At 73.1% G+C, this 24,616-nt stretch carries 19 protein-coding genes and 1 riboswitch; of the genes, 9 read left to right on the top strand and 10 right to left on the bottom strand.

Translation table 11 applies throughout. The features are described from left to right. Positions 1-31 precede the first annotated feature (31 nt). The 5 genes from sucD to ACGFMP_RS20785 form a co-directional block, all read right to left on the bottom strand. Positions 32-919 carry a succinate--CoA ligase subunit alpha gene (gene sucD, locus ACGFMP_RS20805; RefSeq protein ID WP_393674195.1) on the bottom strand — a complete coding sequence of 296 codons (888 nt, stop codon included), beginning with the start codon at positions 917-919 and terminating at the stop codon, positions 32-34. A gap of 22 nt (positions 920-941) precedes the next feature. Next, a complete protein-coding gene (gene sucC, locus ACGFMP_RS20800; protein ID WP_393674194.1) occupies positions 942-2,114 on the bottom strand; it encodes an ADP-forming succinate--CoA ligase subunit beta in 1,173 nt (390 codons plus the stop codon). Between the two features lie 286 nt (positions 2,115-2,400). Next, positions 2,401-3,606 carry a VWA domain-containing protein gene (locus tag ACGFMP_RS20795; RefSeq protein ID WP_393674193.1) on the bottom strand — a complete coding sequence of 402 codons (1,206 nt, stop codon included), beginning with the start codon at positions 3,604-3,606 and terminating at the stop codon, positions 2,401-2,403. Further along, positions 3,599-6,322, bottom strand: a complete 2,724-nt coding sequence (locus tag ACGFMP_RS20790; protein WP_393674192.1) for a DUF5682 family protein — start codon at positions 6,320-6,322, stop codon at positions 3,599-3,601. Before ACGFMP_RS20790 ends, ACGFMP_RS20795 begins: the two co-directional genes overlap by 8 nt. Beyond that, on the bottom strand, positions 6,319-7,431 hold the full coding sequence (locus ACGFMP_RS20785; protein WP_393674191.1) for an AAA family ATPase: 1,113 nt from the start codon (positions 7,429-7,431) through the stop codon (positions 6,319-6,321). The genes ACGFMP_RS20790 and ACGFMP_RS20785 overlap by 4 nt, the downstream gene beginning before the upstream one ends. 137 nt (positions 7,432-7,568) lie before the next feature. Here ACGFMP_RS20785 and ACGFMP_RS20780 point away from each other — a divergent pair, with 137 nt between their 5' ends. After that, positions 7,569-8,906: an SWIM zinc finger family protein gene (locus tag ACGFMP_RS20780; protein WP_393674190.1), complete on the top strand. Its 1,338-nt coding sequence runs from the start codon at positions 7,569-7,571 to the stop codon at positions 8,904-8,906. A 509-nt stretch (positions 8,907-9,415) separates the two neighbouring features. Beyond that, on the top strand, positions 9,416-10,996 hold the full coding sequence (locus ACGFMP_RS20775; protein WP_393674301.1) for a DUF5691 domain-containing protein: 1,581 nt from the start codon (positions 9,416-9,418) through the stop codon (positions 10,994-10,996). Positions 10,997-11,032: 36 nt separating this feature from the next. Here ACGFMP_RS20775 and ACGFMP_RS20770 read toward each other — a convergent pair whose 3' ends face one another. Continuing rightward, positions 11,033-11,545, bottom strand: a complete 513-nt coding sequence (locus ACGFMP_RS20770) for a hypothetical protein (protein ID WP_393674189.1) — start codon at positions 11,543-11,545, stop codon at positions 11,033-11,035. A 102-nt stretch (positions 11,546-11,647) separates the two neighbouring features. Beyond that, a complete protein-coding gene (locus ACGFMP_RS20765; RefSeq protein ID WP_393674187.1) occupies positions 11,648-12,055 on the bottom strand; it encodes a cobalamin B12-binding domain-containing protein in 408 nt (135 codons plus the stop codon). 495 nt (positions 12,056-12,550) lie between these two features. Here ACGFMP_RS20765 and ACGFMP_RS20760 point away from each other — a divergent pair, with 495 nt between their 5' ends. Beyond that, on the top strand, positions 12,551-13,300 hold the full coding sequence (locus ACGFMP_RS20760; RefSeq protein WP_393674300.1) for an esterase/lipase family protein: 750 nt from the start codon (positions 12,551-12,553) through the stop codon (positions 13,298-13,300). Between the two features lie 139 nt (positions 13,301-13,439). Then, positions 13,440-14,936, top strand: a complete 1,497-nt coding sequence (locus ACGFMP_RS20755) for a M23 family metallopeptidase (RefSeq protein WP_393674186.1) — start codon at positions 13,440-13,442, stop codon at positions 14,934-14,936. A 105-nt stretch (positions 14,937-15,041) separates the two neighbouring features. Here the strand turns inward: ACGFMP_RS20755 and pcrA are convergent, their stop codons facing one another. Next, a complete protein-coding gene (gene pcrA, locus ACGFMP_RS20750) occupies positions 15,042-17,495 on the bottom strand; it encodes a DNA helicase PcrA (protein WP_393674185.1) in 2,454 nt (817 codons plus the stop codon). A gap of 203 nt (positions 17,496-17,698) precedes the next feature. Here pcrA and ACGFMP_RS20745 point away from each other — a divergent pair, with 203 nt between their 5' ends. The 5 genes from ACGFMP_RS20745 (at position 17,699) to ACGFMP_RS20725 (ending at position 23,166) form a co-directional block, all read left to right on the top strand. Further along, entirely contained in the window at positions 17,699-18,820 is a 1,122-nt protein-coding gene (locus ACGFMP_RS20745) for an NlpC/P60 family protein (protein ID WP_393674184.1), read from the top strand. 151 nt (positions 18,821-18,971) lie between these two features. Further along, positions 18,972-19,129, top strand: a riboswitch (cyclic di-AMP (ydaO/yuaA leader). A gap of 6 nt (positions 19,130-19,135) precedes the next feature. After that, positions 19,136-20,170: an NlpC/P60 family protein gene (locus ACGFMP_RS20740; RefSeq protein ID WP_393674183.1), complete on the top strand. Its 1,035-nt coding sequence runs from the start codon at positions 19,136-19,138 to the stop codon at positions 20,168-20,170. 121 nt (positions 20,171-20,291) lie between these two features. Next, positions 20,292-20,717, top strand: a complete 426-nt coding sequence (locus tag ACGFMP_RS20735) for an SgcJ/EcaC family oxidoreductase (RefSeq protein WP_393674181.1) — start codon at positions 20,292-20,294, stop codon at positions 20,715-20,717. Then, complete coding sequence (locus ACGFMP_RS20730; RefSeq protein ID WP_393674180.1) at positions 20,714-21,772, top strand: sigma-70 family RNA polymerase sigma factor; 1,059 nt, start codon at positions 20,714-20,716, stop codon at positions 21,770-21,772. The genes ACGFMP_RS20735 and ACGFMP_RS20730 overlap by 4 nt, the downstream gene beginning before the upstream one ends. 278 nt (positions 21,773-22,050) lie before the next feature. After that, positions 22,051-23,166 carry an NlpC/P60 family protein gene (locus tag ACGFMP_RS20725; RefSeq protein WP_393674179.1) on the top strand — a complete coding sequence of 372 codons (1,116 nt, stop codon included), beginning with the start codon at positions 22,051-22,053 and terminating at the stop codon, positions 23,164-23,166. Between the two features lie 63 nt (positions 23,167-23,229). Here ACGFMP_RS20725 and ACGFMP_RS20720 read toward each other — a convergent pair whose 3' ends face one another. Both ACGFMP_RS20720 and ACGFMP_RS20715 read right to left on the bottom strand, forming a co-directional pair. Beyond that, positions 23,230-24,147 carry a transglutaminase-like domain-containing protein gene (locus tag ACGFMP_RS20720; protein WP_393674177.1) on the bottom strand — a complete coding sequence of 306 codons (918 nt, stop codon included), beginning with the start codon at positions 24,145-24,147 and terminating at the stop codon, positions 23,230-23,232. A 152-nt stretch (positions 24,148-24,299) separates the two neighbouring features. Then, a complete protein-coding gene (locus ACGFMP_RS20715) occupies positions 24,300-24,593 on the bottom strand; it encodes a glutaredoxin domain-containing protein (protein WP_393674176.1) in 294 nt (97 codons plus the stop codon). Positions 24,594-24,616: the final 23 nt, after the last annotated feature.

Raw genomic sequence — 24,616 nt, 5'->3', positions numbered from 1 at the left:
CGGGCCCACGCCGTCGCGGGGTGACGCGGTGTCAGCCGACGAGGATCTCGCGGGCCAGCCTGGCGGTCTCGGACGGGGTCTTGCCGACCTTGACGCCCGCGGCCTCCAGGGCCTCCTTCTTGGCCTGCGCGGTGCCGGAGGAGCCGGAGACGATGGCGCCGGCGTGGCCCATGGTCTTGCCCTCGGGCGCGGTGAAGCCGGCGACGTAGCCGACGACCGGCTTCGTCACGTTCTTCTCGATGAAGGCCGCGGCCCGCTCCTCGGCGTCGCCGCCGATCTCGCCGATCATCACGATCAGGTCGGTGTCGGGGTCGGCCTCGAACGCGGCGAGCGCGTCGATGTGCGTGGTGCCGATGATCGGGTCGCCGCCGATGCCGACCGCGGACGAGAAGCCGATGTCGCGCAGCTCGTACATCATCTGGTACGTCAGGGTGCCGGACTTCGACACCAGGCCGATGCGGCCGGGCTTGGTGATGTCGCCCGGGATGATGCCGGCGTTGGACTGGCCGGGGGTGATCAGGCCGGGGCAGTTCGGACCGATGATGCGGGTCTTGTTGCCCTTCTGCTGGGCCAGCGCCCAGAACGCGGCGGAGTCGTGCACCGCGACGCCCTCGGTGATCACGACGGCCAGCGGGATCTCGGCCTCGATGGCCTCGACCACGGCGTCCTTGGTGAACTTCTCCGGGACGAAGATGACCGTCACGTCCGCGCCGGTGGCCTCCATGGCCTCCTTGACGCCGCCGAAGACCGGGACCTCGCGGCCCTGGTCGAAGGTGACGGTGGTGCCGGCCTTGCGCGGGTTGACACCGCCGACGATGTTCGTGCCGTCGCCGAGCATCAGCGTGGTGTGCTTCATGCCGGTGGCGCCGGTCATGCCCTGGACGATGACCTTGCTGTCCTTGGTGAGGAAGATAGCCATGGTTGTCTTGTGTCCTCGTCCCTTACTTCGCGGCCAGCTCGGCGGCCTTGTCGGCCGCGCCGTCCATGGTGTCCACCCGCTGCACCAGGGGGTGGTTCGCGTCGGAAAGGATCTTCCGACCCAGCTCCGCGTTGTTGCCGTCCAGGCGCACGACCAGGGGCTTGGTGACGTCCTCGCCCTTGGACTTGAGCAGTGCCAGGGCCTGCACGATGCCGTTGGCGACCTCGTCGCAGGCGGTGATTCCGCCGAAGACGTTGACGAACACCGAGCGCACGTCCGGGTCGCCGAGGATGATCTCCAGGCCGTTGGCCATGACCTCGGCGGAGGCGCCGCCGCCGATGTCCAGGAAGTTGGCGGGCTTCACGCCGCCGTGCGCCTCGCCGGCGTAGGCGACGACGTCGAGGGTGGACATGACCAGCCCCGCGCCGTTGCCGATGATGCCGACCTCGCCGTCGAGCTTGACGTAGTTGAGGCCCTTGGCCTTGGCCTTGGCCTCCAGCGGGTTGGCGGCGGCCTTGTCCTCCAGCGCCTCGTGCTCCGGCTGCCTGAAGGCGGCGTTCTCGTCGAGCGAGACCTTGCCGTCGAGCGCGACGATCTTGCCCTCGCCGGTCTTGACCAGCGGGTTGACCTCGACCAGCAGAGCGTCTTCCTTGATGAAGACGGTCCACAGCTGCTGCAGCACGTCGGCGACCTGGTCGGCGATGTCGGCGGGGAACTTCGCCGCGGCCACGATCTCGGCGGCCTTCTCCGGCGTCACGCCCTCCAGCGCGTCCACCGCGACCTTGGCGAGCGCGTCCGGGTTTTCCTCGGCCACGACCTCGATCTCGACACCGCCCTCGACCGACGCCATCGCCAGGAAGGTGCGGTTGGTGCGGTCCAGCAGGAAGGAGACGTAGTACTCCTCCTTGATGTCCGCGGTCTCGGCGAGCATCACCTTGTGGACCGTGTGGCCCTTGATGTCCATGCCGAGAATGGCCTCGGCCTTGGCGACCGCGTCGGCCGGGTCCGCGGCCAGCTTCACACCGCCGGCCTTGCCGCGGCCACCCACCTTGACCTGCGCCTTGACGACCGCTCGGCCGCCGAGTCGCTCCGCCGCCGCGCGTGCCGCCTCAGGCGTGTCGATGACTTCACCGGCCAGCACCGGTACACCGTGCTTGGCGAAGAGATCCCTCGCCTGGTACTCGAACAGGTCCACGCGCGTCCGTCTCCCTTTTCCCTGGAATCCGCTGGAAGTAAGCCTGGATGTCACTCCGACGTCGACAGGAGGCTGCCGCCATGAGTACAGCGCCGCCTGCCGGCTGGGCGTGCCGCTACGGGCAGGGCGACGGCACGTCACCAGCTGTCACCAGGGAAGCGCACGCGGTGTCCGAGTACGCGGCATGTCCGTCTTGCAGGCTATCGCCGCGCACGGGCACGTCCTAAATCGCGGATCGCTTGCGAGCGGTGAGAACGGTCACAGATCGGCTGCCACCTCCCCCGTTTCAGGCCTCGGGTACGGGGATGCGGCGCTTCTCGATCGCGGCCGCCATCACCTCGGGGAAGAGGTCGGGGGTGCAGGCGAACGCAGGCGCTCCGAGCGCGGCCAGCGCCGCCGCGTGCTCCCGGTCGTAGGCGGGCGCGCCCTCGTCGGACAGCGCCAGCAGTGCGACGAACTGCACCCCTGACGCCTTCATCGCCGCCACCCGCTTCAGCATCTCGTCCCGGATGCCGCCCTCGTAGAGGTCGGAGATCAGTACGACCACCGTGTCCGCCGGACGGGTGATCAGCGACTGGCAGTAGGCGAGCGCCCTGTTGATGTCGGTGCCGCCCCCGAGCTGGGTGCCGAACAGCACGTCGACCGGGTCGTCCAGCTGCTCGGTGAGGTCCACCACCGCCGTGTCGAAGACCACCAGCCGGGTGGCGATGGACCGCATCGAGGCCAGGACCGCGCCGAAGACCGACGCGTAGACGACGGACGCGGCCATCGAACCGGACTGGTCGATGCACAGCACCACGTCCTTCTTCACCGAGCGGTCCGCACGGCCGTAACCGATCAGCCGCTGCGGCACCACCGTGCCGTGCTCGGGGAGGTAGTGCCGCAGGTTGGCCCGGATGGTGCGGTCCCAGTCGATGTCGCGGTGCCGGGGCCTGCTCACCTTCGCCGACCGGTCGAGCGCCCCCGTCAGCGTGGCCCGGGTGCGGGTCGCGAGCCTGGACTCCAGGTCGTCGACCACCTTCCTGACCACGGCCCGCGCGGTCTCCTTGGTCGTCTCGGGCATCGCCTTGTTCAGCGACAGCAGGGTGCCGACCAGGTGGACGTCGGCCTCCGCCGCCTCCAGCATCTCCGGCTCGAGCAGCAGCGCGGACAGCCCGAGCCGGTCGATGGCGTCCCGCTGCATGACCTGGACGACGCTGCTGGGGAAATACCGGCGGATGTCACCGAGCCACCGGGCGACCTGCGGGGCCGACCCGCCGAGACCCGCGCCACGGTCGCCGCCGCGACTCTGCTGCCCGCCGCCGGTGCGGCCCGAGCCGTACAGCGCGGCGAGCGTGCGGTCCATCGCCGCGTCACGCCCGGCGAGTTCGCAGCCCGTGCCGTCGGCCGCAGGGCCGCCGCCCAGCACCAGACGCCAGCGCCGCAGCCGCTCCTCGGGCACGTCGGTGCTCCCGGCGCTACCGATGCCTCCGGTGCCTCCGGTGTCAGTCATCCTGCGCTCCCCCATCCCCGAGCGTGCCCAGGTCGGTCGTCGTGGTCGTCCCCAGCAGCAGCCGCACGGTGTGCGCCGCCGCGTCCGCCCTGGCCGGGTCGAGGGTGGCGCCGAAACCGGGCAGCCCCGGCTCCGCGGCTGCCCCGCCAGCCCGCCGCGCCGCCGAGGGGCCGCGCCGCACCAGTTCCCCGACGGTGCGCCGCACCCCCGGCTCGAACTCGGCGAAGGTCCGCCGCAGCAGGGGCAGCACATCGCTGAACGCCTCCGCCGACACCCCGCCGAGCCACCCGTCCACCAGCGCCAGCAGCTTCTCGTCGTGCACCAGCAGCATCCCGCCGCCCGCGAGGAAGCCCTCGATCCAGCCCGCCGACTCCGCCGGGCCCGTCCCCGCCGACAGCGCGAGGCCCATCAGCCGGGCCGCCTGGTCCGCGTCCAGCCGCCCGTCGTCCATCAGCAGCCGGGCGGCGGCGCCGCGCAGCAGCCCGGGTATGCCGCCGTCGCGCTCCGCCAGGGTCCGCAGCGCGGCCGCCCAACGGTCCCGCAGCGCCGGATCCGGGAGCAGCGCCACCGCCCGGTGCACCTCGTCGACCAGCGCCCGCATGGCGGCGGCGCCATCAGCGTCCAGACCCGTGCAGGCCGGCGGCAGCCCGACACAGATCCGCAGTGCCAGGCCCGCGGCGACCTCGCCGAGCGCCGCCGAGTCCGTGCCGCGCACATCCCCGTAGCGCACCGCCCGGACCAGCGCGGGCAGCGCCGCCGCCAGGTGCGCCACATCGGTGTCGAGTGCCGCCCGGTCCGCCAGCACCCGCATCACCACGGGCAGCGCGTCGGGCAGCCCGGCCAGCAGGCACGCCTCGGCTGTCCCCGTGACCTCGGCGAGGGTGCGGGAGTGCGTCGCCGCGTCCGCCGCCCGCGCGGTCGCGGCCGACACCACCGTCGTCCCCCATATCCCGGCCTCGGCGACCCGCACCGCCGACTCCGGCTCCCAACGCAGTCGCCACGCCTCCCGGAAGGTGCCCTTGTTCTCCCGGCCCCTCGCGGGCTCGCCCCAGCCGACGCCGAGCAGCGCCAGCCGGTGCAGCAGCCGGCTGCGGGCCGCGTCGGTGTCCTTGCGCAGGTCGAGGTCCACCTCGCGCTCCAGGGCCTCCGGCTTGAGCCGCAGGGTGCGCTGCTCCCTCGCCAGGTCCCGGGCCAGCGGCACCGCGGGCGCGTCCGGCGGGACCTCGCCGAGCACGTCTCCCACCACCAGCCGGTCCCTGATCAGCGCCAACGGCACATCGGAGCCGTCGCACATCACGGCACGGACCGCGTCCGTCGTCTCGCCGAGCCCCGCCAGCGGACGGCCGCGCATCGCCGCGAGCGTGTCGGCGAGCCGCACCGCCTCGATGACATGCGCCGAGGAGACCGGCAGGTCCTCCTCCCGCAGCAGGCCCGCGACCTTGGTCATCCACCGGGTGACCGGCCGGTCGGCGGCGGTGAACAGATGCCGATACCAGCCGGGCGAGTCGATCCCCGCGCCGTATCCGCTCGCCCGGGCCAGTCTGCGGTGCGTCCACGGCACCCAGGTCGTCTCGACCCGGGCCTTCGGCAGCCCCTTGAGCAGCTGCCGATCCGCGGCCACCGCCGTACGCGCGGCGAGCGCCGGCACATGCCACGCGCCGCACACCACGGCCGTCCGCTCGTGCGCCCGCCGGGCCTCACGCAGCCGCAGCCGCATGTGGGCTTCCCGCACCGGGTCATGGGGGTGGCCCCCGTCCCCGTGGATCGCCCGGATCGCGGCCATCGCCTCGCCGAGCGCGGCGAACGGTGCCAGCGGGTCCCCGCCGTCGCCGCCCCGGTGTTCGACCGCGTCCTCCCACCAGCGCTCCGGGTCGTCATACCCGGCCGTCGCGGCGAGCACCGCCAGCGGATCGACCCGCACGTCGATCCCCTCGGCGCCGGGCGCCCCAGGCGCCGCACCGTCCGCCGGGAGGTGCCCAGGTGCGGGACCGGGCTCCACGCCGGTCGCCGGACGCGCCCTCGGCACCGAGGGCTCGGGAACGAGCGGGTCGCCGCCGGAATTCCCCCGCCGCTCGCCCGGAGCCAGGCCGCGCTCCGCCCCCGCCCCCGAGACATCCGGAACACCCGCGCCACTGCCGGAACCCCCAGACGGGCCATCGCCCGAGGCCGGAACGGGCTCGGGCCCGGTCGCCGAAGGCGCCCCCGGTGGACGGCGACCCGGCACGGGCCAGGGCTCCTCCCCCGTCGCCGGGCGAAGGGCCAGGCTGTGGGCGGCCGGCAGGTCGATGAAGCGGACCTCGGCGCCGGCCTTGGCGGCCCACCGCAGGGCGACCCACTCGGGCGAGAACTCCGCGAAGGGCCAGAAGGCGGCCCGCGCCGGGTCGTCGACGACGTGGGAGAGCAGCGCCACCGGCGGGCGCATCGCCGGGTCGGCGGCCAGCCCGACCAGCGCGTCGGCCTCCGGCGGCCCCTCGATCAGCACCGCCTGCGGGCGATACGCATCGAGCGCGGCCAGCACCGCACGGGCGGAGCCCGGCCCGTGGTGCCGCACCCCGAGCAGGACGACGTCCCCGGCAGCCCGCGCCACCGCGGTGGCGGCCGCGCGGTCGGCGGCCTCCCGCGCACCCGGGTCCAGCGGGGCACCGGGCGCGCCAGGACCCCGGGCAGCGTCGGGCGCGGCGGCACCGGTCGGCCGGTCCATGGCGGGCCGGGTCATGACGACACCTCACGGCAGGCCCGGTAGAAGTCCTTCCACCCGTCCCGCTCCCGGATCACCGTCTCCAGATACTCCTGCCAGACCAGCCGGTCCGCCGCCGGGTCGCGGACGACCGCGCCGAGGATGCCGGCCGCGATGTCGCCCGCGCGCAGCACCCCGTCACCGAAGTGGGCTGCCAGGGCCAGCCCGTTGGTCACCACCGAGATCGCCTCGGCCGTCGAGAGCGTGCCCGAGGGCGACTTGACCTTCGTCCTGCCGTCCTCGGTGACGCCCCCGCGCAGTTCGCGGAAGACGGTGACGACCCGGCGGATCTCGTCGGCGCCCCGGGGAGCGGCCGGCAGGTCGAGGCCGCGACCGATCTGGTCGACCCGGCGGGAGACGATCTCCACCTCGTCCTCCGCGCTGGCGGGCAGCGGCAGCACCACGGTGTTGAACCGGCGGCGCAGGGCACTCGACAGGTCGTTGACCCCCCGGTCGCGGTTGTTGGCGGTCGCGATGAGGTTGAACCCGCGGACGGCCTGCGTCTCCGCGCCCAGCTCCGGGATCGGCAGCGTCTTCTCCGACAGGATCGTGATCAGCGAGTCCTGCACGTCGGCCGGGATGCGGGTCAGCTCCTCCACCCGGGCGATCCGGCCCTCCGCCATCGCCCGCATCACGGGGCTGTGCACCAGCGCGTCACGGCTCGGGCCGTGGGTGAGCAGCTGCGCGTAATTCCAGCCGTAGCGGATCGCCTCCTCCGGGGTGCCCGCGGTGCCCTGCACGAGAAGTGTCGAGTCGCCGCTGATCGCGGCGGCCAGATGCTCCGACACCCAGGTCTTCGCGGTGCCGGGCACGCCGAGCAGCAGCAGCGCCCGGTCGGTCGCGAGGGTGGTGACGGCCACCTCCACGATCCGCCGCGGCCCCACGTACTTGGGTGTGACGACCGTGCCGTCCGGCAGGCTCCCGCCGAGCAGATAGGTGGCGACCGCCCAGGGGGACAGATTCCAGCGCGCCGGGCGCGGGCGGTCGTCGGCGGCGGCGAGCGCGCCGAGCTCGGCCGCGAAGGCCTCCTCGGCATGCGGCCGCAGGGCCTGCTCGGCGCCGGCCGCGGCGCTCGTCGTAGCGGTCATGGCTCTCCCCCACTCCTCGAACGGACCCTCTCGATCCGTGCTGTTCCCACCTTGCACCCCACCACTGACAATCCGTCACAGCGCGCTATCCATGCAGGTCAGAGTGATTGTCAGTGGTCGGTCCTACCGTGGTTCGCATGGAGGAGACGGAAGCTCGGTGGACAGCGGACCAGGTGCTCGCACTCGCACCTGACACGGCGTCACGCACCGCGGGAGCACGGCTCGCGGCGCCCGCGCCGTGGTCCGGCACGGGGGCGTCGCGCACCGCGGTGTGGGGGCTGTGCGCGGGCAGCGGGAGCCGGCCGTATCAGACGGCCGTCGATCTGACCGGGCCGGCCTTCGCGTGCTCGTGCCCGAGCCGGAAGTTTCCCTGCAAGCACGCGCTCGGGCTGCTCCTGCTCTGGGCGGCGGGGGACGGCGGGCCGGTGCCGGAGGGGGCGGCGGAGCCGGAGTGGGCCGAGCAGTGGACGGCGGCGCGGCGCAAGAAGGCGGCGGAGGCCGCCGCGTCAGCGCCGCCTCCTGTGCCCGGTCAGGCCGGACAGGAGGCGGCGAGGAAGCGGGCCGATCGCCGGGCGGTCAGGGTGGAGGGGGGCGCCGCCGAGCTGGAGCAGCGGCTCACCGACCTGCTGAGGGGGGGTCTCGCGGGGTCGGATCGCGCGGGGTATCAGCAGTGGGACGAGATCGCCGCCCGCATGGTCGACGCTCAGGCCCCCGGTCTCGCCACCCGGGTGCGCGAGCTGGGGGCGGTGGCCGGTTCCGGGGGCGACTGGCCCTCCCGGATGCTGGAGGAGACGGGTCTGCTGCATCTGCTGGCCCGCGGCTTCCTCGGCCGCCAGCGGCTCCCGGCACCGCTGGCCGAGACGGTGCGCACCCGGATCGGCTTCACTGTCGACTCGGCAGAGCTGCTGGCGGGGCCGCTGGTCAGGGGGCAGTGGCTGGTCCTCGCGCAGTACGACTCGGCGGACGAGCGGCTGACGACCCGCCGGATCTGGCTGTATGACGGGGCGTCGGGGCGCTTCGCTCTCGTCCTCTCCTTCGGAGCGGCGGGCCGCGCACCCGAGCTCGCGCTGCCGGTCGGCTCGGTGCTCGACGCGGAAGTGGCCTTCCACCCGGCCGCGGTGCCACTCCGCGCGGTCCTCGGCGCCCGTTACGGCACCGGGTTGCCCGAGGCGGTGCCCTCGGGCATCGGGGTCGGCCAGGCGCTCGACTCCTACGGCACCGCACTCGCCGACGACCCCTGGCTCGACGCGTGGCCGGTGCTGCTCACCGACGTCGTCCCCCTTCCGGGCCGGGACCGCTGGCATGTGGCCGACGCCACGGGCGACGCGGCGGTACCGCTGCTCGGCTCGCAGCACTGGCGGCTCGCCGCGATATCCGGAGGGCATCCCGTCACCCTCTTCGCGGAGGCCGGCGCCACGGGCCTGCGCCCGCTCGCGGGGTGGACGCGGGCCTCGCCCCGACCGATTCCGCTGTAGGGCGCGACGCCGCAGAGCGCCGCCCGCGTCCACGGCCGGGCGCACCGTTCTCGCCTGAGCCGCGCCCGAGCGGCAAGCGGCACTCCCGGGCCCGGCACGGCACTCGGCCCGGCGACGGGGGGCGTTCCGAAGCTGGGGAAGGCGGTCGGCGGACGGGAGCCGGTGCCCCGGGGGGGGGTCGAGGCGGAAGGCGGTCGGGAGCCGGGAGTGGAGGGAGGTCGGCCAACGGGAGCCGGGGGCGGTCGAGAGCTGGGGGAGGTCGGCGAACAGGAGCCGGGGGCGGCCCGGGGGACGGGAGTGGAAGGCGGTCGGCGAACGGGAGCGGACGGGGGCGGGGGGTGACCGAAGGCGGGAGGTGACCGGCGCGGCGGAGGACCGGGGGTGGAAGGCGGTCGGCGGACGGATGGCGGCCCAGGGGGGCGGACGGGGGCGGGTTCGGCCGACCGGGTTCGGGGGACGCGATGGCGCGGCGGACCGCGCCGCAGGTGCTCGTGATCGAACGCGGAGGGATGCGGATGGACGCCGGTTGGGACGACCTCGTCGGAAGCGCGTTGCTCGGGACGGAGCGGCGGCGGCCCGGCGGTGTGGTGGGGGATGCGGAGGAGGCCGCCGCGGGCCTGCTGGACGCCGCGGCCGCGGGGGCGGTCCGTCGGCGGGCAGGGCTGCGGCCCGCCTCGGCCGGTGAGCGGCCCGCCGTGGCGGCGGACGACCGGCGGGCGGAGCTGCCGGAGGCGGCTCGCCGCCGGCTGGCGGTGCTGCTGGCCGACCGGGCAGGCGGCACCGGCGGGAGCCGGCGCGGCTCCGCGCCGAATCTGGCAGAACTGCTGCCGCAGTGGCTGGCGGCGGCGTGCGGCGAGGGCTATGCGGCACCGCCGGAGTTGCTGCCGGCGCTGCTGGACGCGGCCAGGGCGCGGACGGATCTGCGGACGGACGCGCTGGCCTTCGCCGGCCCGCGCGGTCAGTGGCTCGCGGGGCTGAATCCGGACTGGAAGTACGCCTTGCGGGCCGGCGCGGGGGCGGTTCCCGGGCCGGGCCCGCAGGATCGGGACGAGGTGGAAAGGCTGTGGGAGGAGGGGCTGTTCGCGGAGCGGATCGCCCTGCTGTCCCGGCTGCGGCTGGCGGCGCCCGCCGACGCCCTGGCGCTGCTGACCGCGACATGGAAGGGCGAGCGGGCCGAGGACCGGCTGATGTTCCTCGACTCGCTGCGGTCGGGGCTGTCCGCGGCGGACGAGGCGTTCCTCGATCAGGCGCTGACCGACCGCAGCCGCAATGTGCGGGCGACGGCGGCCGAACTCCTGTCGGCGCTGCCGGAATCGGCGCTGGCCGCACGGATGGCGGCCCGTGCCCGCAGTTGCGTGTCGCTCGGGCCCGACGGCATATCGGTGGAGGCGCCGTACGAGTGCGACGCGGCGATGGAGCGTGACGGGGTGGCCCCGCGGCCGCCCAACGGCCGCGGGGAGCGGGCGTGGTGGCTGGGGCAGCTGGTGGACGCGGCCCCGTTGGCGACCTGGCCCGCGCGGTTCGGGGGCCGCACCCCTGAGCAGATCATCGCGCTGCCGGTGCTGGACGACTGGCAGCCGGATCTGCACGCGGCGTGGTGCCGGGCCGCCGTCCGGCAGCGGGACACCGCGTGGGCGCGGGCGCTGCTGGGGCCGCCGCCCGCCCCTTCGGGACCGCTGGCCGCGGTCGGCGATCCGGCGAAACTGCTCTCGATACTGCCTGTGGAGGAGCGGGCGGAGTGGGTGGCGGCGTTCATCGAGGCGCACGGGTTGTCCGAGGCGTTCCAGATGCTCGGGGTGTGCGCGGTGCCGTGGGCCGCGCCGCTGGGGCGGGCGGTGGTGGACGCGCTGGACATCGCGCGGGACGCGGGGAGTTACCCGTGGAGCTTCAGCGGGGTGATGGGGCTGGCCGAGCGCTGCCTCGACCCGGCGGCGGCGGACCAGGTCGCCGCGCTGGCCGGGGGCGGGGACGAGCCGGCCGACTCCGCGCCGGGCGCCGCAGCGTACTGGGGTGAGGCGTTTTTGCGGCTGAGCGCCACGTTGGGGCTGCGCGCGACCATGCTGGGCGAGTTGCGGGCGGCCCCGGCGTGACCCCGCCGGGGTGTGGCCCCGGGCCGCCACCGGGGGTCAGAGGCTGCCTCGGACAAGGCCGTGCCAGCTCCAGCCGCCGGTGAGGACGACGTGTTGGAGGGCGTGCTTGAGGTCGTCGGTGTCGAAGCGGTGGGTCTCCGTCTTCTCGCGCCGGCCGTCAGGTCCGGGCCCGTGGGCGGTGCCCTGGAATCTGCGCCGCATCTGGCCTCGGCTGTGCGAGGTGGTCCTCCGCCGGGTGAAGCCGTCCCCTGACAGGGTGAATTCCATGGAGTGGTCCATGGCGCGGACCTCGCGGGCCTCCGGGACCAGGCGCATCCGGATCTGGAAGGCCTCGCCCGGTGTGAAGTGCCCGAAGACGCCCCGCCGGGTGCCGCGCAGGTGCTGCCACTCCCCGACGAGGTCGACGCCCTCCGGGGCGCCGTCGCGGATGACGTAGGGGACGTCGGAGGTGTCGAGCCCGAGCAGGGCGGCCCGGACCTCGGCCGCGGTGCGCGGCGGGACACCGGCGGCGGGGAGCAACGGGCTGTCGGACCGGTCGAAGAAGCTCATCGTCCCCCTGCACGGTCGGTCGGTACGTGGTAATCCGGCACCGGGGTCGTCCGGCGGCCCGGGTGGGGTCCACTGTCGCGGCCGCGGGCGGCGCCGGAGGCCTCAGGCCGCCGAGGGAACGTTCGCGTTGACCCAGTCCACGACGTCGCCCGTCGGGGTGCCGGGGGTGAAGATCGCGGCCACGCCGAGCGCCTTGAGGGATGGGATGTCCGCCTCGGGGATGATGCCGCCGCCGAAGACCTTGATGTCCTCGGCCTCGCGCTCCTTGAGCAGCTCGATCACCTTCGCGAAGAGGGTCATGTGGGCGCCGGAGAGGATGGACATGCCGATCGCGTCCGCGTCCTCCTGGATGGCGGTGTCGACGACCTGCTCGGGGGTCTGGTGGAGACCGGTGTAGATGACCTCCATGCCGGCGTCCCTGAGCGCCCGGGCGATGACCTTCGCCCCCCGGTCGTGGCCGTCGAGCCCAGGTTTGGCGACCACTACACGGATCGGACCGGACACACCCATTTCTGCCTCCATGCGTATGACCCGCGGGCCTCGGACAGCGCTGCGTGAACGCGTGTGAACGAACGTTATCGTCCACCTCCCGCACCCGTCAGTTTTACGGAGGGCGCCGAGGGGGAAATCACACAGTGGGACACATTCCCCAGATGTCGGGCCGACGGCGGCCTCCGAGGGCGAGGGACACGCCCGGGCTGTCCGCCGACCCGTCGGGTTCTCTGAGGAGCCGCTGTCAGGACGCCGCATTGCCGCGCTCACCAGCCGCAGGGCGCGGTGATGCGGCATCCGCGGAATCGTCCGCGGGCACCGGCTTCTCCGATGGCGCCGGGGTCAATGCGGACTCCGGGCCGCGACGGGAGGTGGGCCATGGCCGGCCAGTCGTCGGGGGCGGAGCAGGGTGCAGGCGCGGAAAAGGGCCCCGGAGAGGGTCAGGGAAAGGGTGTGGACCCGGAGGACGGGCCCGGCGACGGGTCCGAGGCCGCAGGCGGCACGGGGAGCCGCCTGTGGCACGGGGTCGGCCTGGCCAGGGCCACCGCGGTGGACCTGGCGGTCCTTGCGCGGCACCTGGTGCAGTATCCGACCGGCATGTTCCCCGAGCGCGATCAGGCGCGGGACACGGTCAGGGCGCACCAGCCGGTGCTGCTGCTGCACGGCTTCGTGGACAACCGCTCGGCGTTCGGCGTCCTGCGCCGGTCCCTGCACGAGCACGGCTGGACGCAGGTGCAGGCGTTCAACTACTCACCGCTGATCGGCGACATCCGGGCCGCTGCCGAGCTTCTGGACCGCCATGTGGAGGACATCTGCGCGCACAGCGGCCGCCGCAAGGTGGACATCGTCGCGCACAGTCTCGGCGGGCTGATCGCCCGCTATTACGTGCAGCGCCTCGGCGGTGACCACCGGATCCGCACCCTGGTCACGCTGGGTACACCGCATGCGGGCACCCGGGCGGTGCCGGCTCTCGCGCCGCATCCGATCATCCGGCAGATGCGGCCGGGTTCTGAGGTGCTGACCGAGTTGGCGGGGCCCGCTCCCGGGTGCCGTACACGCTTCGTTGCGTTCTGGAGCGACCTGGACCAGCTGATGATCCCGGTGGAGGCCGCCCGGCTGGTGCATCCGGACCTGCCGGCGGAGAATGTCAAGGTCAGCGGGGTGGGACACCTCGCGCTGCCGGTGCACGACACGGTGGTGGCGGAGATCAGGCAGGCCCTGACAGGGGGTGGACCGCTCCGGCGGGCCATCGAGGCCGCATAACGGACACATAACGGTCGGATTTCGACCGAACGCCGGGCAAGCCGGACGTCAGGTTACGGGCAGAGATTGTCGCCGTCCCCTACAGGCGGCTACAGTCACCGCTAATTCTCCTGCTGCCGAGGCGAAAGAGAAGCTGGCGGTGAACGAACGTCACCCGTCGGGGTACGCCCCCGACTACGACGCCTACGCGTACGACGTCTATTCCACGGGCGGCTACCAGGCTGTCGGAACCGTCTTCGCGGACGACACCACCACCGGGACGTATGCGTACATCCCGCCGCAGACGGCGCAGTACGGCTACGACCAGCCGCAGGCCGCTCCACAGGGCCAGGACTACGCGTACGGCACCGGCTACGGCTACGACCAGGGCCCGTCGCACGCCCAGCAGGAGCCGCAGGTCCAGCAGGAGCCCCAGGCCCAGCAGCAGAGCTACGACCCCTACGGATACCCGGCCGGCGCGACGTACTACGACACCGGCACCTACGACGCCCAGCAGTTCACGTCGTACCAGCCGCAGCCCGAGCCGCAGGCCTACGCCCCGCAGCAGGACTGGGACTCGGGCGCCTACCCGGCCTACGGCTACGGGTACGGCTACGACGCCGCCGGGGACACCGGCGTCCACGAGCAGTTCCCCGCGCAGCAGCACGGACAGCACGACCAGTACGACCCGTACGCGCAGCAGCAGCACCAGCAGGCGCCGGAGCCCGATCAGTATCCGGCCGCGGTGCAGACCGGGGCCGAGGCGGCACCGGAGGCCGCGGCCCCGACCGCGCCCGACGAGTACGAGTACGCCTACCCGTACGAGCCCGAGGCCCCCGGGTTCGGATCCGAGCCCGAGCCCGAATCCGAACCCGCCGCCGAGCGGCACGACTACGCCGCCGACGGCTACGAGCCCGGCGTGCCGGTGGCCCGCAGCCGGCGGCGCAAGCCCGCCAAGCGGTCCGCGCTGCTCACCGTCGCCGTGCCCTCGGTCGCGGTGATGGGTGTGGCCGCGGTCGGTGCCGCCGCCGTGACCGGAGTGGGCGTGGCGCAGGACTCGGGCAGCGCGCAGGCCGACGCCCCGACGACCGGCAAGGCGCCGACGACCCAGCTCGACCGGCAGCTCGCCGGGGTGAGCCAGGACGCCAACGACTTCGCGGACCGCGCCAGCCGTACCCAGGAGCGGATCGACCTCAAGGACCGGCAGGCGGCGGCGAAGCGTGCCGCGGCGGCCGCGGCGGCTCGCAAGGAGGCGCTGCGGCCGAAGTTCGTGCTGCCGGTGAAGCAGAAGGGGCTGAGCGCCTACTTCGGGCAGGCCGGCGTCAACTGGATGGCCCTGCACACCGGCATCGATTTCCCGGTGATGGTCGGCACCCCGGTGATGGCGGTGACCGACGGCACGGTCCGCACGCAGTGGAACAGCTCCTACGGCAACATGGCGATCGTGACGGCCCCCGACGGCACCGAGACCTGGTACTGCCACCTGAGCAGTACGAAGATCCGCAGCGGTTCCGTGAAGGCCGGCACCGTCATCGCCTACTCGGGCAACACCGGCAACACCACGGGTCCGCACCTCCACCTCGAGGTACGGCCGAACGGCGGCTCGCCGATAGACCCGCTGCCGTGGCTGCTCAAGCACGGCCTCGACCCGCGATAGCCGCACCCTCGACAGGCCGGCATCCGCAGGACCGCCCGCGACCCGCTCACGGCCCAGCCCTCGCCGGGCCGCGGGCCGGACGGCCCGGCCCGCCCGCCGTCCTGCCTACAGCTTCTGCACCGGCGCGTAGCGCAGCAGCAGCTGCTTGGGGCGTTCGTCGCCGAAGTCGATCGTCGCCTTCTCGTCGCCCGGCTGCCCGGTGACGGAGATGACCGTGCCCAGGCCGAACTGGTCGTGGGTGACCCGGTCGCCCACCTTGAGCGAGATGACCGGCCGGTCGCCCGCCGAGCGCCGGGTCGCGAACCCGCCGGAGCCGGAGGAGCCGCCGCGCCGTGCGCCGCCGAGCGTCGAGGACAGCGACGCGGCCGCCTTCGACACCGGGCTGCCGCCGACCGCGGGCCCGGTGCGCTTCCACTCGATGAGCGGCTCCGGGATCTCCTCGAGGAAGCGCGAGGGCGGGTTGTAGGAGGGCTGCCCCCAGGCGCTGCGCATCATCGAGCGGGTCAGGTAGAGCCGCTCGCGGGCGCGGGTGATGCCGACGTACGCCAGCCGCCGCTCCTCCTCGAGCTCCTTGACCTGCCCGAGCGCGCGCATGTGCGGGAAGACGCCGTCCTCCATGCCGGTCAGGAAGACGACGGGGAATTCCAGGCCCTTGGCGGTGTGCAGGGTCATCAGGGTGATGACGCCGTTGTTCTCCGCGTCGTCGTCGGGGATCTGGTCGGAGTCGGCGACCAGGGCGACGCGTTCCAGGAAGTCCGACAGGGTGCCCGGCTCTTCCTCGGCCCGCTCCTGCTCGAACTCCAGCGCCACCGCTGCGAGTTCCTGGAGGTTCTCCACCCGGGTCTCGTCCTGCGGATCGGTGGAGGCCTGCAACTCGGCGAGATACCCGGTGCGTTCGAGCACCGCTTCGAGGACGACGGCGGGACCCGCACCCGATTCGACGATCGTGCGCAGCTCGTCCAGCAGGGTGTTGAACCGCCGGACGGCGTTGGCCGAGCGCGCCGCCATGCCGTAGGCCTCGTCGACCCGGCGCAGGGCGGCGGCGAAGGAGATCTTCTCGCGCAGCGCGAGCGCGTCGATCATCGCCTCGGCCCGGTCGCCGATGCCGCGCTTGGGCACGTTGAGGATGCGGCGCAGCGGTACGCCGTCCTCGGGGTTGGCCAGCACCCGCAAGTAGGCCAGGACGTCGCGGACTTCGCGCCGCTCGTAGAAGCGGACGCCGCCGACGACCTTGTAGGGCAGGCCGACCCGGATGAAGACTTCCTCGAAGACCCGGGACTGCGCGTTGGTGCGGTAGAACACGGCGACGTCGCCTGGCCTGGCGTCACCCGCGTCCGAGAGGCGGTCTATCTCCTCGGCGACGAACTGCGCCTCGTCGTGCTCCTGGTCGGCGACGTAGCCGGTGATGACCGGGCCGTCGCCCGACTCGGTCCACAGGTTCTTCGCGCGCCGCCCGGCATTGCGCTCGATGACGGCGTTGGCGGCCGACAGGATGGTCTGCGTGGAGCGGTAGTTCTGCTCCAGCAGGATGGTGCGGGCGTCCGGGTAGTCCTCCTCGAACTGGAGGATGTTGCGGATGGTGGCGCCGCGGAAGGCGTAGATGGACTGGTCGGCGTCACCGACGACGCACAGCTCTGCGGTGTCCTCGCCGGTGCCCACCAGCTCGCGCACCAGGGTGTACTGGGCGTGGTTGGTGTCCTGGTACTCGTCGACCAGCACGTGCCGGAAGCGCCGCCGGTAGTGCTCGGCGACGTCGGGGAAGGCCTGGAGCAGGTTGACGGTGGTCATGATGATGTCGTCGAAGTCCAGCGCGTTGGCCTCGCGCAGCCGCGCCTGGTAGAGCGCGTAGGCCTCGGCGAGCTTCCGCTCGAACCCTCCGCCGGAGCCTCCGGCCTGGGACGCGCCGCCGTCGGCCTGCGCGGCGAAGGTCTCCTCGTCGATGAGCTCGTTCTTGAGGTTGGAGATCTTCGCGCTGAAGGACTTCGGCGGGTACTGCTTCGGGTCGAGGTCGAGGTCCCGGCAGACCAGGGCCATCAGGCGCTTGGAGTCGGCGGCGTCGTAGATCGAGAACGACGAGGTGAAGCCGAGCACCTTCGACTCGCGGCGCAGGATGCGCACGCAGGCGCTGTGGAAGGTGGAGACCCACATCACCTTGGCGCGCGGGCCGACCAGTTGCTCGACCCGCTCCTTCATCTCACCCGCGGCCTTGTTGGTGAAGGTGATCGCGAGGATCGAGCCGGGGTGGACGTCGCGGGCGGAGAGCAGGTGGGCGATGCGGTGGGTGAGGACCCGGGTCTTGCCGGAGCCCGCGCCTGCGACGATGAGCAGCGGGCCGCCTGCGTGCTCCACGGCCGCGCGCTGCTGGGGGTTGAGCCCTTCGAGCAGCTGGGCGGGGTCGGTGGCGGGGCGCGGGGCGCCGTCGCGGTAGTACGCGTCGCGTCCGCCGCCGGGGCCGCTGCCGGATCCCCAGTCCTCCGGGGGCGGCGGCGCGTCGGGATCGGCCGGTTCCGGCGCCACGTGCAGACCGGGCAGGAAGTCGTCGTCAAAGAGGCTGCTCATCGCCTCCCGAGTCTATGCGTCCGCACCGACACCGATGCCCGCTTCCTCATGGGTGGCCTCGTTGCCACCCTGCGTGACGAGCGGCCGGGAATCCGACTTGATTACGAAAAGGTATCGGGCCTATCGGACACCGCCCTTCCCAGCGGTGCCGTCGCCCGGCTACGGTGCCGCACCAGGCAGCGTCCGAAAGGAGTCCGCCCGGCATGGCGACACACCGTAAGGCCCGAACCGCGATACTCACCGCCCCACGCACAGCCGTGGGGCTGACGACGGCCGCGCTGGCCACCGTGACCCTGTTCTCCGAGACCGCGGGCGCCGCGCCCGCCGCGCCCGCGCCGCAGCCGTCGATCGCCGAGGTGAAGGCGAAGGTCGACTCGCTGATGCACCAGGCGGAGGTGGCCACCGAGAAGTACAACGGGGCCAAGGAGACGACCGCACAGCAGAACGCCACCGTCAACAAGCTGCTGGCGCAGGCAGCCCAGAAGACGCAGGCGCTGAACGACTCCCGCCGGGTGCTCGGGCAGTACGCGGCGGCGCAGTACCGCTCGGGCGGCGACGACTCGACCGGGCGCTACCTGATGGCGACCGACCCGCAGTCGCTGCTCGACCAGTCGCACCTGACCAGCCTGCTGGGCAAGCGGCAGAAGACGGCCGTCGAGTCCTACCGGGTGCAGCAGGCGGCAGCCACCCAGCAGCGCATCGAGGCGGCCAAGAGCCTGGCGACGCTGACCACCCAGCAGGCGCAACTGCGGACGGCCAAGGCCGATGTGCAGACCAAGCTGGGCGCGGCACAGCAACTGCTGAACAGCCTCACCGCGCAGGAGAAGGCGCGGCTCGCGGCGCTCCAGGCCAAGCAGGAGGCGGAGGCCAAGAAGAAGGCCGCCGCCATCGCGGCGCAGGAGAAGGCCAAGGCGGCGGCCGCGGCGAAGGCGGCCGCGAAGTCCGGCGCGAAGGCGCCCACGACCCCGGCGAATTCGTCGGTGGCGGCCAAGGCCATCGCCTTCGCGCACGACCAGCTGGGCAAGCCCTACGTGTGGGGCGCGACCGGCCCCTCGTCCTTCGACTGCTCGGGCCTGACGCAGGCGGCGTACAAGGCGGCCGGCATCACGTTGCCGCGGACGACCGGCGAGCAGGTCGGCGTGGGCACCCGGGTGTCGCAGTCGGACCTCGAACCTGGCGACCTGATCTTCTTCTACAGCGACCACAGCCACGTCGGCATCTACATCGGCGAGGGCAACATGATCCACGCTCCGCACACGGGAACGGTCGTCAAGGTCGCACCGATCACCGAAATGCCGTTCTATGGGGCGGTTCGCCCCTACTGATCCGGCACGGATCCCCACCGACCCGATCACCAACCGTAAGATCACAAAGCGATTTCGCTCACGTTGCAATCCAAACTTCCCAACCTCCGTACAAGTTGAGTACGGTATCCCGCTAGGTGGTGCGTTCGCCGCCGGTGAAAGTGCCGGTACCGCGCCGCCTCCGCTCAATCCGGCCCAGGCCGGAACCGGGGACCCACCAGGCACCATTGGGGTGAATCGGGACAGACGCAGCAATGCGTCCGGCCCGTAGGGCGACCTTCCCAGCCCGAACCCGTCAGCTAACCCGGTCGGCGGTTCACGGAAGGAGTCGCCTTCGTGGCGTCGCACCGCAAGCCGCGTCCTCGGATACTCGCCTCGACCGCCCCCCGTGCGGCGGTCGGTGTCACCGCGGCGGCCATCGCCTCCGTCACCCTGCTCAGCGAGAGCGCGACCGCGGCGCCCGCCAAGCCCTCCATCACCGAGGTCAAGGCGCAGATCGACACCCTGAACCAGCAGGCCGAGGTCGCCACGCAGAACTACGACCAGGCCAAGGAGCAGACCGACACGCAGCGGGACAAGACCAACCAGCTGCTGACGCAGGTCGCCCGGAAGACCCAGCAGATGAACGACAGCCGCCGGGTGCTGGGCCAGTTCGCCAGCGAGCAGTACCGCGACGGCGGCATCGACCAGACGGTGCAGCTGCTGCTCGCCGCCGACCCGGAGCAGTTCCTCAACCAGTCGCACATGGTCAGCCAGCTGTCCACGACGCAGACCGAGGCGCTGAAGAACTTCCAGATCCAGCAGGAGCAGGCGTCGATCCAGCGGGCCCAGGCCACCGCGAGCCTGACCCAGCTCACCAACGCGCAGAAGACGCTGGCCACCCAGAAGAAGACGGTGCAGACGAAGCTGGCGGCCGCGCAGAAGCTGCTCAACAGCCTCACCGCCGAGCAGCGCGCCAAGATCGCCGGCATGAACAAGGGCTCGTCGTCCAAGACGAGCTACACCTACTCGGGCCCCGCGACCGGCCGCGCCGCCGCCGCGATCAGCTTCGCCCTCGCCCAGCGCGGCAAGCCGTACGTCTACGGCGCCACGGGCCCCGGCTCGTACGACTGCTCCGGCCTGACGCAGGCCGCCTACCGCGCGGCGGGCGTCAAGATCGGCCGGACCACCTACGACCAGGCCAAGGAGGGCGTGCCCGTCTCGAAGGCCGATCTGCAACCCGGCGACCTGGTCTTCTTCTACTCCGGGCTGTCCCACGTGGGCATCTACCTGGGCAACGGGCAGATCGTGCACGCCCCGCACACCGGCGCGTTCGTCGAGGTCGCCCCGCTGAGCTGGATGCCTTTCGCCACCGCGCGCCGGGTCGCCTGACCGCCCGGCCGCCCCCGCCCGACCGGTCCACGGGGACGCCTTCCTCGCGCACCGATTCCTTTCGCCGCCGCACCGTGTCCATACCCGTGACAGGTCCGAGCGGTACGAGAGGAAGCCCTCCATGACCAGCACCACGACGCCCCAGGCCGCCGCGCAACACGAGCACGACCGCGCCGTCCGCGAGGTCTTCCGCGGTATGACGCGGGCCTGGGAGGCGGGTGACGCGGCCGCATTCACCGCGTGGTACGCGCCAGAGGCGTGGGTGATCCTGCCCGGCCGCCGGCTGGAGGGCGAGGAGGAGATCGGAACCGTCATGGCCGGCGCCTTCGCCGGCTCGCTGCACGGCACCCGGCGCAACCACGAGATCGAGCGCATCCGGCTGATCTCCCCGGACGTCGCCCTGGTGCGCACGCGCAGCGCCACCGTCACGGCGGAGCAGGACGAAGCCGGGTCCGGGCAGCACGAGACGGTGACCTGGGTCCTTGCCAGGCGCGACGGCCGCTGGCTCATCGAGGCCAACCACATCGGCCCGGCGGAATCGTCGTGACCACCGCGCCGCCGGAAGCCGACTTCACCCGGCGCACCGAGCCCTACCGCCGCGAACTGCTGGCGCACTGCTACCGGATGCTCGGCTCGGTGCACGACGCCGAGGACCTGGTGCAGGAGACGTATCTGCGGGCCTGGCGCGCCTACGGCCGCTTCGAGGGGCGGTCCTCGCTGCGGACCTGGCTGTACCAGATCGCGACCAACACCTGCCTGACCGCCCTGCGGCACGGGTCGCGGCGCCAGCTGCCCTCGGGGCTCGGCGCACCGGGCGAGGGCGTGGGGCCGGTCGCCGCCGAGGGCCACGCGGGCTGGCTGGAGCCGCTGCCCGACGCGATGGTGACGGCGGAGTCGGACGGCCCCGAGGCGGTCGCGGTGTCGCGGGAGCACCTGCGGCTCGCGCTGATCGCCGGCCTCCAGTATCTGCCGCCCCGGCAGCGGGCGGTGCTGCTGCTGCGCGAGGTGCTGGCCTTCCCGGCTGCGGAGGTCGCCGAGATGCTCGGCACCACCGTCGTCGCGGTCAAGAGCGGCCTACAGCGTGCCCGGGCCCGTATCGAGGCGGTCGCACCGGCCGCGGACCGGATCGTCGAGCCGGACGAACCGCAGGTCAGGGCGCTTCTCGCGCGCTACGTCGAGGCTTTCGTGACCGCGGACGCGGCCGCCCTGCAGCAGCTGTTGCGGGCCGACGCCACGCTGGAGCTGCCGCCGTCGGCTGTCTGGTACTCGGGGGAGGACGCGGCGGCGCAGGCCATGGCCGGCCTCGGCTCGCCCGGGGACTGGCGGATGGTCCCGGCCGGCGCGAACGGCCAGCCCGCGGCGGCGGTCTACCTGCGGGACGGCGGGGTCCACCGGGCCTTCGGTGTCGTCGTGCTCACCGCGGGACCGGCCGATGACGGCGCCGGCGCCGCGATCGCGCGGATCACGGTCTTCGCCGACCCCGGCCTGCCCGCGGTGTTCGGGCTGCCGCCGGTGTACGAGGGCGCGCCCGGACACCGGGAGGCGCCGGGGTACGGGGAGGCGCCGGCGGGCGCGGGCGTGGGCGCGCACGCCGGACGATGAGCGGGAAAACGGCTCATCGGTCAGGCTGGGTCCCTTTCCTGCCGGGTCACCCGTCGAACGGCGGTCGTTTCCTTGCAGGGGCCGACCGATACGGGACAGTCCCGGTCACCGCGGCCCGGTGCGGCCCCCGGCAGGTTTAGCGTCGCTCCTCAGGTGGCCGACACCCCACTGCCGTCCGATCGGGACGGCACCGGCCGCCCCCGCCGAAGGCCCGGCGGCTTCCTGCTCCCCCGTGCAGGCGCCGCCGGGCCGTCCCCTGGAAGGAGTGACGGCCCGCAATGGCCTCACACAGTCCCGTCCACACCGCCGCACACCGCAGGAAACGCCCCGCCCGCAACGACGGCGGCACCCGCTCGGCCTCCACCCGTACGACCGCCCGGATCGGGGTCACCCTCGCGCTGGCGTCCGCCGCCTCCGTCTCACTGCTCGCCGAGACCGGGCACGCGGAGCCGCAGCTCACCCCGGACCAGGTCAGGACGCAGGTGACGGCGCTCTACCAGCAGGCGGAGCAGGCCACGGAGGATTACGACGGAGCCAAGGAGCAGGCCGACACCGCGAGCGCCGCGGTCAGTGCCCTCCAGGACGAACTGGCCCGCAAGACCGCGAAGCTGAACAGCACCAGGGACGCGCTGGGCACCATCGCCGCGGCGCAGTACCGCACCGGGGGTGTCGACCCGCTGCTGCAACTCGCGCTCAGCTCGACCCCGGAGACGTATCTCGCCCGGGCCTCGTACATGGACCAGGCAGGCAGCCGGCAGAGCGCCGCGCTGTCCCGGCTGGCGACCCAGCAGCAGGGCATCGCCGACACCAGGGCGCGGGCCGCGGACAAGCTGGACGCGCTGCGTGACGCGCAGGCCAGGGTCGCGGACCACAAGCGCACCGTCACCTCGAAACTCGCCGCCGCCCAGGCGCTGCTCGCACGGCTGACCGCGGCCCAGCGGGCCGCCGTGGCCGCGTCGGACGGGCCGCTCCAGGCCGCCGGCGCGCCGGGGTCCGCCGCCCGCGACACCGCGCGCCCGCCGCTCACCGCCGTCAAGGCGCCCTCGTCGCGCGCCGCCCAGGCGGTGGCCTTCGCCACCCGCGCGCTCGGACTGCCCTACGTGTGGGGCGCCACGGGCCCGCACGCGTACGACTGCTCGGGGCTGACGCAGGCCGCCTGGCGCTCGGCGGGGGTCTCGCTGCCCCGCACCACCTACACCCAGATCAACGCCGGCACCCGGGTGCCCCGCTCCCAGCTCCAGCCGGGCGACCTGGTGTTCTTCTACTCGGGCGCGAGCCACGTGGGCCTCTACATCGGCGGCGGCAACATGATCCACGCACCGCACCCCGGCTCCCCTGTCCGTGTCGCCCCGATCAGCGAGATGCCCTTCGCTGCGGCGGTACGTCCCGGGTAGCCGGAGCGCGGTGGCGGCGTCCCGCCACCGCTGCGGCGCCACCGCCGCGGGAGCGGGTGGGGGTCAGCGCAGGGTGACCCGGGAGGGTCCGCGCAGCGGGGCGAGCGAGAGGACGGTCCGCGGGGTGCGCAGGCCGTCCTCGGTGGTGAAGAGGTCGCGGACGGCCGCGAAGTCCGGGTCGGGGCCCGCGGTGACGGCGGCGGCCCTGTCGTAGAGGTCGCGGATCGCGTCGGTCATGCCGGCCTCGTTCTCCGCGCCCGTGCCCCAGATGTCCCACAGCAGCGTCTCGACCTTGTTCAGCGCCGCCAGGTCCAGGCGGATGTCACCGGCCACGAACCAGGAGCCGACCATCGGGTTCTCCTCCAGGTCGAGGCCGAAACGGCTCGGGTCGGCCTCTCCCGCGCGGATCGCCTGCCAGGCCCTGCCCGCGACCAGGAAGCGGTCCCTGGGGACGTCCATCGGGTCGAAGTCCACCTGGTAGCGGTCGGGGTCGGCGATCTGCGGGTCGGCCAGCAGCCAGCCGCGCGACTCGTCCCAGTACTCGGTGACGACGTGGTCCCAGTGGAAGCCCTCGTCCGAGAAGTAGTCGGCGAAGCCGGAGCGGAGCCGTGCGGGTATCCCCAGGTGGCGCAGGAAGGAGACGTGCAGCAGCGTGAAGTCCCGGCAGATGCCGATGAACCGGTCCTGCCACTCCCGGCGGCAGGCCAGGCTCCGCCCGTCGCGGGCCGCGATCAGCCCGAGGATGTCGTCGATGTAGCGCGTCTCGGCGTCGTCCCGCATCCGGTCCTCGGCGATCGGCACCTCGAACTGCCCGCCCTCCGCCCGGTGCAGCATCACATCCCTGACGATCCTGGCCAGCCGGGCCGGGTCGCGCGGCAGGTCCGCGTACAGCCCGGCGTGGACCCCGGGATCGGAGGTGACGCTCTGCGAGCCGTAGAACGCCGCGACTTCGGGCGCGAGGGCGGGAGCGGCGACGGCCATGGCGGATCCTCCTGGAGGGATTCGGCCATGCCTTCAAGTCTGTGGCCGCTGCCCTTCACCGTGTCAAAATCCGCGCGGAAATGTCCAGACACGGTGTCAGGCCCCTGCGTCAGGACCCGATGACGCCTGCGGCGCCGGTGGCGGACGCCGGGTCAGCTGCTCGCGGGCAGCAGGTGCGGGGCGTACGCCGCCACCGCGTCCAGCACCTGCTGCTTGGACGGGTTGACCATCGCGTGCCCGGCGACGGTGATCGTGGGCACGGTCTCGTTGCCGTCCGCGACCGACCGCACGAAGGCGGCGGCCCCGGGGTCGCGGCGGATGTTCACCCGCGTGTACTCCAGCCCGGTCCTGCGCAGCCGCCATTGCAGGTCGATGCAGAACACGCAGCCGTGCCGCCAGTAGAACACCACGCCGTCGCCGCCTGCCGCCATCGTCGTCCCCCTCACGTTCGCTCCCGCCCATGACGTCG

Origin of the sequence: Streptomyces sp. NPDC049040, assembly GCF_043197715.1 — a bacterium.
In the GTDB taxonomy this organism is placed as follows: Bacteria; Actinomycetota; Actinomycetes; order Streptomycetales; family Streptomycetaceae; genus Actinacidiphila.
Note: the sequence above shows the minus strand (reverse complement) of the source record. Positions and strands in the feature narration are given on the sequence as shown.

Excerpts from the sequence above, each read along its gene's own strand:
- ACGFMP_RS20785 (WP_393674191.1), bottom strand. The coding sequence starts at position 7,431 with ATGACCGCTACGACGAGCGCCGCGGCCGGCGCCGAGCAGGCCCTGCGG.
- sucD (WP_393674195.1), bottom strand. The coding sequence starts at position 919 with ATGGCTATCTTCCTCACCAAGGACAGCAAGGTCATCGTCCAGGGCATG.
- ACGFMP_RS20725 (WP_393674179.1), top strand. The coding sequence starts at position 22,051 with ATGGCCTCACACAGTCCCGTCCACACCGCCGCACACCGCAGGAAACGC.
- ACGFMP_RS20775 (WP_393674301.1), top strand. The coding sequence starts at position 9,416 with ATGCGGATGGACGCCGGTTGGGACGACCTCGTCGGAAGCGCGTTGCTC.
- ACGFMP_RS20780 (WP_393674190.1), top strand. The coding sequence starts at position 7,569 with ATGGAGGAGACGGAAGCTCGGTGGACAGCGGACCAGGTGCTCGCACTC.
- ACGFMP_RS20745 (WP_393674184.1), top strand. The coding sequence starts at position 17,699 with ATGGCGACACACCGTAAGGCCCGAACCGCGATACTCACCGCCCCACGC.
- pcrA (WP_393674185.1), bottom strand. The coding sequence starts at position 17,495 with ATGAGCAGCCTCTTTGACGACGACTTCCTGCCCGGTCTGCACGTGGCG.
- ACGFMP_RS20795 (WP_393674193.1), bottom strand. The coding sequence starts at position 3,606 with ATGACTGACACCGGAGGCACCGGAGGCATCGGTAGCGCCGGGAGCACC.
- ACGFMP_RS20765 (WP_393674187.1), bottom strand. The coding sequence starts at position 12,055 with ATGGGTGTGTCCGGTCCGATCCGTGTAGTGGTCGCCAAACCTGGGCTC.
- ACGFMP_RS20735 (WP_393674181.1), top strand. The coding sequence starts at position 20,292 with ATGACCAGCACCACGACGCCCCAGGCCGCCGCGCAACACGAGCACGAC.
- ACGFMP_RS20770 (WP_393674189.1), bottom strand. The coding sequence starts at position 11,545 with ATGAGCTTCTTCGACCGGTCCGACAGCCCGTTGCTCCCCGCCGCCGGT.
- ACGFMP_RS20720 (WP_393674177.1), bottom strand. The coding sequence starts at position 24,147 with ATGGCCGTCGCCGCTCCCGCCCTCGCGCCCGAAGTCGCGGCGTTCTAC.
- ACGFMP_RS20790 (WP_393674192.1), bottom strand. The coding sequence starts at position 6,322 with ATGACCCGGCCCGCCATGGACCGGCCGACCGGTGCCGCCGCGCCCGAC.